The organism is Fredinandcohnia onubensis, from assembly GCF_002734215.1.
GTDB classification, from domain to species: domain Bacteria; phylum Bacillota; class Bacilli; order Bacillales; family Bacillaceae_L; genus Ferdinandcohnia; species Ferdinandcohnia onubensis.
The window spans coordinates 157,784-171,449 of sequence record NZ_NSEB01000002.1 but is presented as its reverse complement, the minus strand read 5'-3'; the positions used below and the strand labels follow the sequence as shown (position 1 = coordinate 171,449).

11 protein-coding genes are annotated in these 13,666 nt (G+C 40.0%); 1 reads left to right on the top strand and 10 read right to left on the bottom strand.

From position 1 onward, the window contains the following. From CKK03_RS01250 to CKK03_RS01225, 6 genes are all read right to left on the bottom strand, one after another. Complete coding sequence (locus CKK03_RS01250) at positions 1–717, bottom strand: PIG-L deacetylase family protein (RefSeq protein WP_099360822.1); 717 nt, start codon at positions 715–717, stop codon at positions 1–3. A 4-nt stretch (positions 718–721) separates the two neighbouring features. Further along, positions 722–1,777 carry a serine hydrolase domain-containing protein gene (locus tag CKK03_RS01245; RefSeq protein ID WP_099360821.1) on the bottom strand — a complete coding sequence of 352 codons (1,056 nt, stop codon included), beginning with the start codon at positions 1,775–1,777 and terminating at the stop codon, positions 722–724. Positions 1,778–1,783: 6 nt separating this feature from the next. Beyond that, positions 1,784–2,707 carry an N-acetylmuramic acid 6-phosphate etherase gene (gene murQ / locus CKK03_RS01240; RefSeq protein WP_099360820.1) on the bottom strand — a complete coding sequence of 308 codons (924 nt, stop codon included), beginning with the start codon at positions 2,705–2,707 and terminating at the stop codon, positions 1,784–1,786. Between the two features lie 44 nt (positions 2,708–2,751). Continuing rightward, the gene (locus CKK03_RS01235; RefSeq protein ID WP_099360819.1) at positions 2,752–3,699 is read right to left on the bottom strand and encodes a GNAT family N-acetyltransferase; all 948 of its coding nucleotides are present in this window, start codon (positions 3,697–3,699) and stop codon (positions 2,752–2,754) included. Positions 3,700–3,798: 99 nt separating this feature from the next. Then, the gene (locus tag CKK03_RS01230; protein ID WP_099360818.1) at positions 3,799–4,773 is read right to left on the bottom strand and encodes an N-acetylglucosamine kinase; all 975 of its coding nucleotides are present in this window, start codon (positions 4,771–4,773) and stop codon (positions 3,799–3,801) included. 143 nt (positions 4,774–4,916) lie between these two features. Then, positions 4,917–6,689: a SpoIID/LytB domain-containing protein gene (locus CKK03_RS01225; RefSeq protein WP_099360817.1), complete on the bottom strand. Its 1,773-nt coding sequence runs from the start codon at positions 6,687–6,689 to the stop codon at positions 4,917–4,919. Between the two features lie 247 nt (positions 6,690–6,936). Here CKK03_RS01225 and CKK03_RS01220 point away from each other — a divergent pair, with 247 nt between their 5' ends. Next, on the top strand, positions 6,937–8,310 hold the full coding sequence (locus CKK03_RS01220) for a dipeptidase (RefSeq protein ID WP_099360816.1): 1,374 nt from the start codon (positions 6,937–6,939) through the stop codon (positions 8,308–8,310). A gap of 144 nt (positions 8,311–8,454) precedes the next feature. Here the strand turns inward: CKK03_RS01220 and CKK03_RS01215 are convergent, their stop codons facing one another. The 4 genes from CKK03_RS01215 to CKK03_RS01200 all read right to left on the bottom strand — a co-directional run bounded on the left by CKK03_RS01215 (position 8,455) and on the right by CKK03_RS01200 (position 13,636). Then, positions 8,455–9,405 carry a carbohydrate kinase family protein gene (locus tag CKK03_RS01215; RefSeq protein WP_099360815.1) on the bottom strand — a complete coding sequence of 317 codons (951 nt, stop codon included), beginning with the start codon at positions 9,403–9,405 and terminating at the stop codon, positions 8,455–8,457. A 239-nt stretch (positions 9,406–9,644) separates the two neighbouring features. Further along, positions 9,645–11,084, bottom strand: a complete 1,440-nt coding sequence (locus CKK03_RS01210; protein WP_099360814.1) for a glycoside hydrolase family 32 protein — start codon at positions 11,082–11,084, stop codon at positions 9,645–9,647. A 31-nt stretch (positions 11,085–11,115) separates the two neighbouring features. Further along, complete coding sequence (locus CKK03_RS01205; protein ID WP_099360813.1) at positions 11,116–12,513, bottom strand: sucrose-specific PTS transporter subunit IIBC; 1,398 nt, start codon at positions 12,511–12,513, stop codon at positions 11,116–11,118. Positions 12,514–12,649: 136 nt separating this feature from the next. Beyond that, the gene (locus CKK03_RS01200) at positions 12,650–13,636 is read right to left on the bottom strand and encodes a LacI family DNA-binding transcriptional regulator (RefSeq protein WP_099360812.1); all 987 of its coding nucleotides are present in this window, start codon (positions 13,634–13,636) and stop codon (positions 12,650–12,652) included. Positions 13,637–13,666 lie beyond the last annotated feature (30 nt).

Genomic DNA, 13,666 nt, shown 5'->3' with positions numbered 1-13,666 from the left:
CTATAATTCAAAGCCAGGTATACTTGACCCTTTTCGAACATTAGCGCCAACCGGAAACTTAAGAGTTTGAGCGTACGTCGTACGGTTTAAGCATCCTCTCATTGTTCCAAGTGCTTTATAATAGTCGTAATACCTGAAATCAGCAGAATTCATAATAAACCAGTATTGTGATAATGCCTCTAAATACGTGTCAAATTCATCTGTTACATCTACATAAATATCCGGAACATACTCCTCCATGTCCTCCCAATTCTCACTATGAAGCATTCTTCGAAGCGAGTGAGGCGGAAGCCCATCTAAATCAAAGCCCGGCAATGCTGCCTTTAGCCATGCCGCCTGAACAAGTCGTGGACAAAGGGCATGATCGGGATGCATGCTTTTTTCCCAATGGGTAATAACCAGCGTTGGTTTTAGTCTTCTAAAAATCGTGGCAATTTCGGTTATTGTTTCCTCATCCTCTTTCAGTTCCGCATCCTTATAGGAAAGAGTAATGCTTTTTGCACCCAATATTTCAGCTGCTTTTTCGGCTTCGTTTATTTTTTGAATACGATACTCCTCTACGCTTAGATGGGGCGGTGTGCCTTTTTCTCCTGCTGTTAGATGAAGAAAGGTAACCTCATGTCCTGCTTTTGCATATTTATGGGCGATGGCTCCTGCTTGAATTTCTCCGTCTCCACAGTGAGCGCCAACAATCATTAAATGGATTTTTTCAGACACCTCATTACCCCCTCGGAAAATGTGCTGCAATCAAATTATGTAACCTCGGCCTTAGCCTCAGAATTGGATCCTTCCTTCCAAAGTGAACACGATTCGTCAGCAGGATGACATGTAACTGAACATCGGGGTCAAACCAGATGCTTGTTCCTGTAAACCCAGTGTGACCGTAGGCAGAACTAGAAAATAGGTCGCCGCAGCTCGAGAACACAGGGCTTTTCAAGATCCAGCCTAACCCTCTATATTCATTGCTGTAAGGGGTAAAATTTTGCTTTGTGATGTGTATTGACTGCTCTGATAGAATTCTTTTTCCTTGAAATACCCCATTATTTTCAATCATGGAAGCATAATTTGCGAGATCAGAGATGGTGGAAAACAAACCCGCATGACCACTTATGCCACCCATGATTTCCGTGTTGTCATCATGAACAATCCCATGCTTATAATCTTGTAAAGTTTCACTGTATTCCGTTGCTGCAAATCTTTCCCTCTCAACGTTTGGAAGAAAGCTAGTTTCGCTCATCTCCAATTTTTCAAATAACGCTCGATGTACAAAGCTCTGAAAATCTTCTTCTGTTACTATTTTAATAATCTTATAGATAAGGATGAAACCTAAGTCACTATAGATGACTTTTTCACCCGAATTCGCAACTAATTTTTCTTCAAAAATTCGTTCAATAATCTGATCTGTATTTAAAGACTCTTTAAAATACTCACGATGTGCCGGTAAACCGGAACTGTGTGTGAGTAAATCTTTAAGTGTAATATTCGACTTTCCGTGCCGTGCAAACTCCGGTAGAAAATAGGAAACCTTATCATCAAGGTGCAGTTTCCCTGCCTCTACAAGTAATAAAATAGAGGGCAGGGTGGCAACCACCTTTGTCAAAGAAGCAAGATCAAAAATGGTTGTAAGCTTCATCGGTTCCTTTTTCGGATATACGACTCGATTTCCAATTGCCTCTTGGAGGATCGTTTGTTTTTGAAATGAGATGTGAATGACAGCACCTGGGATATGCTGTTGGTCAATTTCCTGCTGTAGGAAAGCTAATACCTTCTCCCTCATCTCAAGTCACTTCCCTTCGTTCGCTAACTCAATCGCCTTTCTTGTAAATCCATTCGCCCTATCAATTACTTCGCTCGCCTTTTCCAATGAGACACCTGCTAATGCCATCACAATTGCGGGTTTTACTTTTTGATTTGTTTGATTGAGTATGACTTCGGCTTCCTGATACGTAATTCCTGTCACATCCATGACAATTCTTCTCGCTCGCTCAATGAGCTTTAAATTGCTAGCATGAAGATCGACCATTAAGTTTCCATATACTTTACCAAGCTTAATCATCGCGGTTGTTGACAACATATTTAAGATCATTTTTTGAGCGGTTGCAGACTTTAACCGAGTTGACCCTGATAAAATTTCAGGTCCCACAATTACCTCAATACTATGATGCGCATATTTACTGATTTCTGCATTCTCGTTGCAGGCTAACGAAACCGTAATGGCTCCGAGATTTTGAGCATATTTTAAGGCACCAATCACATAAGGAGTACGGCCACTTGCCGCAATGCCTACTAAAATATCATTCTTCGTAAAGCCTCTTTTTTCTAAATCCTTCGCACCACCATCAAGGTCATCCTCAGCGCCTTCAACAGCTGTAAACATCGCTGATTCGCCACCAGCCATGATGGCCTGAACCATTTCCGGAGGTGTACAAAATGTAGGAGGACATTCAGCTGCATCTAAAACGCCAAGTCTGCCACTCGTTCCGGCACCTATATAAAAAAGTCTTCCATTTTGTTTTAAAGTTGCATAGATTGCCTCAATTGCTTTATCAATTTGAGGAAGAACTTTTCGAACAGCCTTTGAAACTGTTTCATCTTCCTCATTCATCAGCCCAATAATTTGGGATGTCGTAAGTTGATCGATATTTAAGGAGCGTTGATTTCGTTGCTCTGTTGTTAATGATGTTATATTAACCTTCAATTTCGCCACGCCTTTCCAACCTATCTGGTTTCTTTTTCTTTCATTAGAAAGGACTAAATATGTTTACTATATTGCTGATATTGTTTCCAAACCTTGAAATCTATCTTTTTATAAAAGTCTAGTAATCCTGTCCAATCAATAATGATGTTATCTATATGCCTTTCTCTTAGAAAAGAGATACCCGCCTCTACAATCGCTAGCCCATACCCATTTTTTCTTTCATTCTTATCAATCCCAAGTGGCCCAACACCACCCACTTCATCTTCGAACAAAGGCGCCCAATATACATTCGGGCCGATAATTGGTGACTTGGAATCGTTAATCCGGCAGAAGCCAATAATCCTTTTTTCTTTTCGAAATACAACAAATTCCCTTCCCGTTCCACCGTTATTGAAATATTGCTTTGCTTCATATTCCCATCTACCAGGGAAACAACAATGTAGGAAGGAAAGAAGTTCATCCTTATCCTCTGCTAGGGACACCTCGATATCCATAGGTTTACGAAACCCAAATTGTTCATCAGGTGTACAGGTCCTATTCAAGTCCGAGACAATCCCAGAAGCTTGGTACCCTCTTTTTTCAAACCATTTTTTTGTATTCTCAAATCTGAGTGGAACTCCAGGAAAATAATGTGCGGGGTCACACCCAAGGTAAATTGTTTTACAGCCTTGTTTTTGTAGCGCTTTTTCAGCGTTCTCTACTAAAACGCTTCCAATTCCTTTTTCACGAAACGCTGAGTCAACAAGCAACACTTGAATCCACCCGACATCTTGATTAAGAAGTGTCTCCTTTTTATCCTGGATACATTTTGTGATAACAAAACCAATGAGTTTATTCTGTTCGGTTACTGCAAGATACGAACCTGATAGAAGTACATGAGGATCTTGAGTGCTATTTTGTTTAAAAAGCTCTTCCCTCATCGGAAAATCAGAACCAAGCTCACGATTCCAAAGATTGACGATTTGTGATTCCCATTCCTCATCCAACTGTATATATTTCATTACGGTTCCCCCGTCAGTCGCATTACTATTTTTTCCATTTGAACATATTATAGCAAATATTTTAAATTTTTAAAATAAAAATTCAACTAAAATATCAAACTATTGTACTATTGTTTCATTTATTTTTTCTACAAATTTCTTATCAGGTTTCCCTCCCGCGTGATAAAGTGCCGCAGCCACCGCTCCACCTACAGGTTCAATAAGAGGTTTGACAAGTGTGATTGGGAGTTGAATATGTTTCAAAAACCCTTCAATAATAGGGACAAACAAATCACTTCGTGTAAATAAGCCACCTACAAGCACCACTGGAACTTCCCTTTCATTCGATGGAAAAAGCTGATTGTACAAATGATGGATCGAGCTTGCAATTTTAGCTCCCGATTCTCGGATTAGTTCCTTTGCCACTTCATCATCTTGGTCAGCAGCCTCTGTAACATACTTACTTAATGGTGCAATTATCTCTCGTGGATGCTTAGCCCCATATACTACGGAAATTAAATCTGAAGGATCAGTTATATGAAAATGCTGGACGATCGTTTCCGTTAATACCGTCTTAGGACCTCGATTGTCATAGGACTTAAAAATGGAATGTAATGCTTCCCTGCCAAGTTCGTAGCTACTGCCTTCATCATCAATTAAATACCCCCAACCGCCAACACGTTTTCGCTCACCTTTATCGTTCACTCCAAAAGTGATTGAACCAGTTCCGCAAATCTGGACAATTCCCGGCGCCCCGAGTGTTCCAGAATACAGAGCATTCACCCCGTCATTGTCAATGATGACCCTGGCCTGTGATGGAGCGAGTTTTACTAGAATACCCTCCATAATCTTCTTTGCCTCTGGGCGGTCAACGCCTGCTACCCCAGCAAAGATCGTATGAAGATTTTCAAATGCTTCTTTATGTTGACTTTTTAAGGAAGAAAACAAGGTCTCTAACTCTTTTTCAATGCTATGATGGTCAGCCCCATTTTGATTAGTCGCCCCAACCAATGCCTCTGCAAAGACATTCCCAAATTCATCGGCAATGACCCCTTTTGTTTTCGTCCCGCCTCCATCAATCCCCATAACATACATGATTCATATCCCCCAATTTTCAATTGGTCGTTACTTTAATTATACGTATTAGAAATAATATTTCAATATATTTTATGTTTAATTAAAATATTATTTTAACGACAAAAACTGCCACCCTTTTTTGGATAGCAGTTTCATGCATTTTATTCTTGAGTTAATACAGATGTATTCTGGAGAGACATGTTTGGATAATAGGATGTTAGGATTCTATCAAAGTCATATCCTAAAGTAGTTCCAAGATAGTATGCGCCATATTGACTCATACCAACTCCATGCCCATTTCCACCTCCATAAAAAGTTACACCCTTTTCTTCATCCAGTTCAAAACCAAAGAATGCTGATGGAAGGATTGTGTAGTTGTCAAGTGTGCCCGTGTAATCTGAGTTACCTGCAACAGCACGATGCAACACAACTGTATCTCCTTTTGTAAATGCATTAGATGGTCTGATTGTGAAACGAATATTGTACTCTTTTATGATTTTGTACGTTCCTGTTGTACCTTCGATGACTAATTCCATGATATTTCCACCGTCACCACGCTTCGCAACGTACATATTAACGAACTCTCCAATTCCTTCTGCAGGGATTGGCTGGCTTACAAACTCACCCGCTTCATTTTGAGTTAACACAAATTTAGGGTCTGCTGCTTGTCTACTCACAATGTTAGCGTTAATTGTATTCTCTAACTCTTCCTTAGATAGACTCGTCTTCCATCTAAACCATGGTGAATTTCCATCGTACCCCGTATGGGATAATGTTTTATAGAATGCGAGAATCTCTTCTTCACTTTGCGTATCAATTTCTAGTATTTTACTAGGATCATTTGGATCAAATGTATGACTCTGAGCAATTAAGTAAGGTAAAACCTTACTCGGGAATGTGCCATCCGCTTCAGCCCATACCTGATGTTTAGAAGCACCATAGCCCCCTGAGGTTGAATAGTATCGTGCATCTACTAAACTTCCATCTTCACCTAACATAATAATTCCCTTTGTTTCATTTACAGCCTGTGTGGTTGCATCATTTTCAGCAATATTGTTATATACCTGGCTCATGACACTGTCTAATACAAAAAATCCGTCCTTTGCAAAACGGTCACTTAAGTAATCGCCTATAGCATAGGTTCTAGCCGCTACTGCCTGTGCCTTTAGTGCATTTACGCCAAAATAGGCAGGCATTTCACTCGGAACCACTTGATATAAGTATTGCTCAAAATCAACTTCATTGATTAAATTCAATTGATCTCCTGCATTAGATGTCGTTACTTCAAAGAACCCACGGTAGGACTGGTCTCCACCTGCTCGTGTAATATTTTCAACTTTAATTTTACTTCCCTCTTCAGTAAAAGCATAAAGTCTGTTCGGAGTTGTATATAAAACCTCTCCAGTCGCACTCGTTAATGTGATTTCGTTTTCAGAAGGTGTGAAGGTTACTTTCTCATTTGCTGGAATTGTGAAGGCTTCCTCTCCAACTTTATCCACAATTTCTAGTCCCGCTTGAGAACTTAACACAATTGTATCGTGGTCAACAGATGCGAACCCTGATGTCATAATCCCAACCCTCATTGTTTCAATTGGAGTCGGTCCATCGATAAAAATTTTCGTAATTTCATTTTTGTGATTCACTCGAACGGTTACATTTTCCGCACCAACTCTTACATCCGCAAGAGCTTTTTGGTACACTCTGTTTTCCCCTTTTAGAGTAACATCATAATTTTTCGCAAGCTTAAAGGTACCCTGAAGCTCTAGTTCTAAGGTTCCATTCTCTTTATCCTTCGCCATAATTTTTTCTGTGTAATCTTTCCATGATCTTTCTTCTTCAGCTGCTGAAGCTTGTCCAACCTGTGAAAAAAGACTTGTTACAAGAACAATCATGACCATAACTCCTAAAAACTTACGTGCCTTTCTAATCAGCATATACTTCCCCACTCCCCTATTGTTTTTAAATCTGCCCCTTTGTGTATTGAAAAGAAATTTTAGTTATAGACTCTATTTCTTTACATTATTGAAATTTACCTTCAGACTTTTGTATCATTTTATGAAATAGAATTTTAGTTCTTTTGTTTTAGTTAATAAAATTCTAAATTATTTCCCTACTCATTTAATTGATGTAAAATAATGTAATAGAGTTGTCTATTACACATCAAAAGAGGAGGAAACAACTTTGAACAAGAACATCCAAACCTATCTAAAAAAAAACCGGGACTCCCATTTAGAGGAACTTTCCAAATTCCTTTCAATCCCTAGCATCAGTGCATTACCTGATCACAAAGAAGATGTAAACGCGACTGCAGAATGGGTTGCTCAGAGCCTACGAAACATTGGCATGAATAATGTCAGCGTTCACCCTACTGAAGGACATCCAGTTGTATATGGGGACTGGCTTCATGCGGAAGGAAAGCCAACTGTTTTGATTTACGGACACTATGATGTTCAGCCAGTTGACCCACTTCATTTATGGGACAGCCCTCCATTTGAGCCAGAAATTCGCGATGATAAAATCTATGCACGTGGAGCAAGCGATGACAAAGGTCAAACATTTATTCATCTCAAGGCATTGGAAACTATTTTAAAAACGGAAGGAAAACTGCCACTCAACTTCAAATTTTGTATTGAAGGTGAAGAGGAAATCGGAAGTCCGAATCTTCCTGCATTTGTTGAAGAAAACAAAGAGCTTCTTGCTGCAGATGTTATTGTAGTCTCTGATACTAGTATGAATGAACGCGGAAAACCGACAATTAGCTATGGAGTACGAGGACTTGCTGGCCTTCAAATTGATGTAAAAGGTGCAAAAAGCGACCTACATTCTGGCCTCTATGGTGGTGGCGTACATAATCCTATTAATGCTCTTGTTCAATTACTAGATTCTTTCCATAACGAAGACGGAAAAATTACTGTTGAAGGGTTCTACGATGACGTTCTACCGATAACAGAGGAAGAAAAACAAGCATTTGAGGATTTAAATTTTGATGAGGAAAAACAACGTCAAGAGCTTGGTGTCCCTGCTCTTTTTGGAGAGAAGGGCCATAGCTATCTTGAGAGAACATGGGTCCGCCCTACTCTTGATATAAACGGAATCTACGGCGGGTTCCAGGGTGAAGGTATCAAAACCGTTATCCCTTCAGAGGCACATGCAAAAATCACATGTCGACTTGTCCCAAATCAAGATCCTGATGTGATTGTCGAACAACTTAAACAACATATTGAAAAAAATAAACCGGTTGGAATTGAAGTGAGCTTGCAGCTTTTTGACAAAGGTGCACCATATGTGACACCATTTGACCACCCTGCGATTCAAGCAGCAAGTCGTGCTTATGAGCAAGTATATAAGGTGCCAACCTCATTTACACGCGGCGGCGGTACATTGCCGATTATCTCAACCCTAGATAAAGTCTTACACGCACCAATTGTGTTAATGGGATTCGGACTTCCAACTGAAAACTTCCATGCACCAAATGAGCACTTCCACCTCGAGAACTTTGACAAAGGGCTGGAAACGCTATGTATATACTGGTTTGAATTAGAGAAATCATTGTAAGAGAAAAGGTGGATTCCCAGGTTGGGATCCACCTTTTTTGAGTTTGAGTACGGCTATAAACGCAATTACCACAAATAAAACGTATATCCAAAAAATAAAACGCAATTATCGTTGATTAAAACGCAATTAAAAAGTGGATCCACCTCATTTTTTAGCTAAAAATGATTGTACCTGCTCAAGTGTCGGCAATGCGGTCATTGCTCCTTTTTGCGAGACAGCAAGCGCACCGGATACACTAGCAAAAATAGCCATTTCCTTGATTTCGTCTAGCGTATATTCCGTTATCTTTTTATCCCTGTGGCTGAACTGGTACAGTAATCCCGACACAAACGCATCTCCTGCACCTGTTGTATCCACGCTTTTTACCTTTCTTGCTTCCACAAAAATGGACTCACCCTTAAAAAAAGCATGCACTCCATCCTTACCAAGTGTGATGAACAAAAGTGGAATATTGTATTGTGCTAGTTTTGTAACACCACGTTCAATATCCGTCTCACCGGTAATAAACTCTAATTCAACCTCTGATAATTTCACGACATCCGCCTCACTGAGCATTGAAGTGATTTTCTGTTTCGCTGTGTCTAAATCCTTCCATAGCATTGGCCTGAAGTTTGGATCGTAAGAAACGACTAAATCTTTTTCCTTCGCCAGTTGGAGTGCCCTCTTCGTCGCCGACTCCGCTGGGTCATCAATGAGAGAAATTGAACCAAAGTGGAACACATTATGCTCGTCAAAAAGAGACGCTGGTATCTCTTCAGGAGTTAAAAAGCGGTCTGCACTTTTTTCAATATAAAACGAAAACTCTCGCTCACCGTCTTCTCCCAATGTAACAAACGTAATGGCTGTACGAACTTCATTTGAAAGGTACATCGTTTCCGTTTGAACATTATAGTTCTCCAAGGTTTCTTTTAAAAAATTGCCAAGAACATCATCCCCAACTTTCCCAATGAAGGACGACTTTGCACCTAGTCTTGCTGTACCTACCGCAACATTCGCCGGCGCACCTCCAGGACTCTTGAGAAACTGCATATTGTCTTGGTCAAGTGGAATGAAATCGATTAATGCTTCACCTAAACAAATAACACCCTGTTTCATTGCTTCACTTTCTTTCGTTTAGACTTATTTTTAGTAGCTAAAAGTACACGCTTGAGTCTTTTGGCGTCGAGCATGTACCGTGAACTCATTCTTGCGGGACACGCTTGAGCCTTTTGACGTTGAGCATGTACCGCGAAACCATTCTTGCGGGACACGCTTGAGCTTTTTAGCGCCTAGCATGTACTACAAGACCTCTCTCTCAGGACACGCTTCCACCCTTTTCCCACCGATCATGTACCTCAGCCCAAATCCCATTTCTTCAAATCAAACTGTACCATCCCATCTGCTGAAAATGTTATCGAATGATCCGCAGCGTCGGGATAATATCTTGCGGTAAACACTTCTTCCCCATCATTCACAAAAATCTCAATCGAAGAAGTATCTATAAACACATGTAGTTTCTTCACCGCATCAATCATACAATGGCGTGATTCGATACTTCCATCCTTAAAGTTTTCGCGGTGTAGGCTCATTTTTCCTACTTTCAGAGAATATACGAACCTTGCTCCACCTCGAAAGTTAATTTCAAAGGTATCCCCTTCGTAATTCATTTCATCAAGAAGGAGCTCAACCGCTTCACCTTTTATCCCTTCGAGGGTAACATTTGATGTTGTGAGTTGAATCTCATTATAAGTCACTTCATTTTTACGTAACTGCTGCAACTCTTCCACAGGCTGCTGAATAACTTTTTCTCCTTTACGCATAAGAACACGTGGCAGGGTCATCGCATGGATCCAACCTTTTTCAATGGTCGGTTGATATTTTTCATAATCATCCGTAATACCCATCCATGCAAAAAGGAGTCTTCTTCCTTTTTCATCAACGGTTGTTTGCGGGGCATAGAAATCAAAGCCGCGATCTAATTCAGTAAAAGAGCTATGCTGGTAAGAAGCTTTTTCATAATCTAACTCACCAACAAAAAAACCCGCTTGGAATAAGTTCTGATATAAGTCTCCCTCTGGGTCAAGCCCTTGAGGTGAAACAAGCAGAACATCCTTCCCGTCTAACTCGAACAAATCTGGGCATTCCCACATATAACCGAATGGTCCTAACTGATTCATAAACGAACCCGTTATTGGACCAAGTAACTCCCAATTCTTTAGGTCTGCAGAAGAATAAAGAACAACCTTCCCTTGCTCGTCAACGTCTTGTGCTCCAAGCACCATATACCACGTATTATCCTTGTTCCATACCTTTGGGTCACGAAAATGGGCGGTGTAGCCTTCTGGGAGATGAATGACTGGACCCTTTTTCTCAAACGTAATCCCGTCCTGTGAAACCGCCATACATTGATAGGTCTCACGGTCCCCATTTTCATCTTTCACATTCCCTGTATAAAATAACACCATTTTTCCTTCATGCTCAATGGCACTTCCTGAATAACAGCCATTTTTCTCATACCATTCGCTTGGAGCTAGAGCAATTGGCTGATGCTCCCAGTTTATGAAATCCTTCGAGGTAAAATGTCCCCAAAATTTCGCACCGTGGGACGTTTCAAAAGGGTTCCACTGATAAAATAAGTGGTAAATTCCCTTAAATTGAATAAACCCATTTGGATCATTTAACAAACCAACCGGAGGCATTAAATGAAATCGTAAACGATATGGATCACTTTCTACCATTTCTCTGTTTCGCTCAACTTCTTGATTGGCCTTGTTTATTAATTCTTGTTGATTCATGATGAACTCCTTACGTAAAGAAGGCAAGTCATTACTTGCCTTCTTGCATTTTATCTGAATACCCGAACATCCAAGTAAGAATGAATGCTACCGCTATTGCGATTACGTTCACGAGAATATAGAGCAAAATTTGTCCATTTAGATAAAGCAGTGTTCCAGGAATTACAGTGATTGCCATCCCTGTTGCTTTTAGTCCAAAGATTGAGGCAAAGAAACCACCTACTCCACCACCGATAATTCCCATAATAAACGGTTTTCCATATCGAAGGTTAATCCCGAAAATAGCTGGTTCTGTGATTCCTAAAAATGCCGATAATGATGATGGTAGTGCTAAAGCTTTTAATTTTTTTGATTTTGTTTTTAATCCTACAGCTAAAGCCGCTCCACCTTGTGCCGCAGTTGCACAAGTAACAATCGCGTTATAAGGATTATTTCCGAAGTTTTCAAGTAGTTGTATTTCTAATAAGTTAAAGACGTGATGGACACCTGTAATAACGATGATTTGGTTTAAAGCTCCAATAACAATACCCGCTAATCCAAATGGCCACTCAAGTACCGCTACCGTTGCGTCTAAAATCAGGTTTTCAACTGTGTGGAATACAGGTCCAATTGCAAAGAGTGCTAAAGCAATCATGATTAGTAATGTTAAAAACGGCGTTACAATTAGATCCAATGCTTCTGGTACACGTTTACGAATCCATTTTTCAAGCTTTGCACCAACAATACCTGTGATAAATGCTGGGATCACGGAACCTTGATAACCAACCACTGGGATAAATCCAAAGAATTTCAGTGGTTCAACTTCACCACCTGCAACTCCCCATGCGTTTGGCAATGATGGACTAACTAACATTAATCCAAGTATGAGTCCGATAGTTGGGTTTCCACCAAACACGCGGAAGGTTGACCATGCTACTAGGGCAGGTAAGAAAATAAAGGCAGTATCCGTTAAAATTTGTGTAAATAAAATGAAGTTTTCTGGGATACTTGTAGTTGTTAAACCAAACCATGCAAGGATTTGTTCCTGCATCACTAAGCCTCGTACACCCATGAAAAGACCTGTTGCAACTAATGCTGGAATGATTGGAACGAACACGTCACCGAATGCTCTTATAGCTCGTTGAAAGGCATTTCCACTTTTCGCTGCCTCTTTTGATTGGTCAGCTTTCGTTGATGTTTCAATTCCAAGTTTCTCGACTTCTTCATAAATACGATTTACTGTTCCTGTACCCAAGATGACTTGGAATTGACCGGAGTTAAAAAACGCCCCTTTTACCTTTTCTACATTTTCAACCTTTTCTTGGTCGATTTTTTCCTTATCTTGAACCATAATTCGTAATCTTGTCGCACAGTGTGCGGCAGAAAGGATGTTTTCTTTACCACCAACTGCTTCAATGATTTCTTCAGCAATTCGACGATTTTCTGACATTACTTTCACCTCTATTAAATAGTGTTTTGGTGTAATCGATTACATATACATCACAAATATAGGTAATCGATTACACATCACTCAAAAAAATATAATGGTTCATGTGTAATCGATTACACAATCATTACAAAACCGATTATATACTATCTCTAATTATTAGTCTATAGTCGATTTGTTTTTTTTCTAAGGAAATCCCTTCCTGCAATATCTGTAGTAATGTCTTCGCTGCTTCTGCTCCCGTATGCTCACTTAATAGGTCAACCGTTGTTAATTTAGGGGTGATATATTTTGATAAATCGGACGCACCCATACCTGTTAGAGCCACATCCTTTGGAACCTGTAAACCTTGTTCTTTCAGGTATTCCATAGCTCCAATGGCTAATCGATCCGTAACAGCGACAATTGCAGTTGGTTTCTCAGTAGAAGATTCAATAATCTCTTTTGCCATCAAATAGCCTGACTCAATCGTAAACTCCCCTTTTTGAATCCACTGGTCTAAAACAGGTAATTGGTTTTCCTCTAACGCATCCAAATATCCCGCTTTACGCTTGTATCCTACCTCATAATCTGACTCGTCTACACCGATAAAGGCAATTTTAGTGTGCCCCTTATTAATCAAGAGGTTGGTGATATCTTTTGCAGCACCGTGATTATTGTTAATAACGGATGGTATCCCCTCGAATTCCTGTCCAGTCGCCACAAAGGGAATCCGAAATTTTTCAATTTCCTTAAGGAGCGCCTCACTTCGGTTTGTCGCAAGAAGAATGATGCCATCAACCTGTTTGCTTTTTAAAAGTTTCACATACTCGATTTCTTTTTTCGGATCCAGATTTGTATTGGTTAATAGAATTTGATATCCATGTTTAGCTAGTTCTTCGCTGATTCCACTCACAATTCTACTAGCTGTCTCCGTGCTTAATTTTGGTAAAATGACACCTATGACATTGGATTGCTTTGTCCGTAATGCCTTTGCATGCTCACTGGGAATATAACCTGTTTCATCTATAATTTTTAAGATTCGTTTGCGAACATCATCACTCACATATCCTGAGTTGTTCAGCACGCGTGAAACAGTTGCACTAGACACATTAGCCAGCTTCGCAATTTCCTTCATCGTAATCATGTCATTTCCTCCATTACATTTCATCCTCTT

What these genes read in the sequence shown, in the direction of transcription:
- CKK03_RS01245 (WP_099360821.1), bottom strand. Translation starts at nt 1,777, where the DNA reads ATGAGGGAGAAGGTATTAGCTTTCCTACAGCAGGAAATTGACCAACAG.
- CKK03_RS01200 (WP_099360812.1), bottom strand. Translation starts at nt 13,636, where the DNA reads ATGATTACGATGAAGGAAATTGCGAAGCTGGCTAATGTGTCTAGTGCA.
- CKK03_RS01230 (WP_099360818.1), bottom strand. Translation starts at nt 4,773, where the DNA reads ATGTATGTTATGGGGATTGATGGAGGCGGGACGAAAACAAAAGGGGTC.
- CKK03_RS01205 (WP_099360813.1), bottom strand. Translation starts at nt 12,513, where the DNA reads ATGTCAGAAAATCGTCGAATTGCTGAAGAAATCATTGAAGCAGTTGGT.
- CKK03_RS01235 (WP_099360819.1), bottom strand. Translation starts at nt 3,699, where the DNA reads ATGAAATATATACAGTTGGATGAGGAATGGGAATCACAAATCGTCAAT.
- CKK03_RS01225 (WP_099360817.1), bottom strand. Translation starts at nt 6,689, where the DNA reads ATGCTGATTAGAAAGGCACGTAAGTTTTTAGGAGTTATGGTCATGATT.
- CKK03_RS01215 (WP_099360815.1), bottom strand. Translation starts at nt 9,405, where the DNA reads ATGAAACAGGGTGTTATTTGTTTAGGTGAAGCATTAATCGATTTCATT.
- CKK03_RS01210 (WP_099360814.1), bottom strand. Translation starts at nt 11,084, where the DNA reads ATGAATCAACAAGAATTAATAAACAAGGCCAATCAAGAAGTTGAGCGA.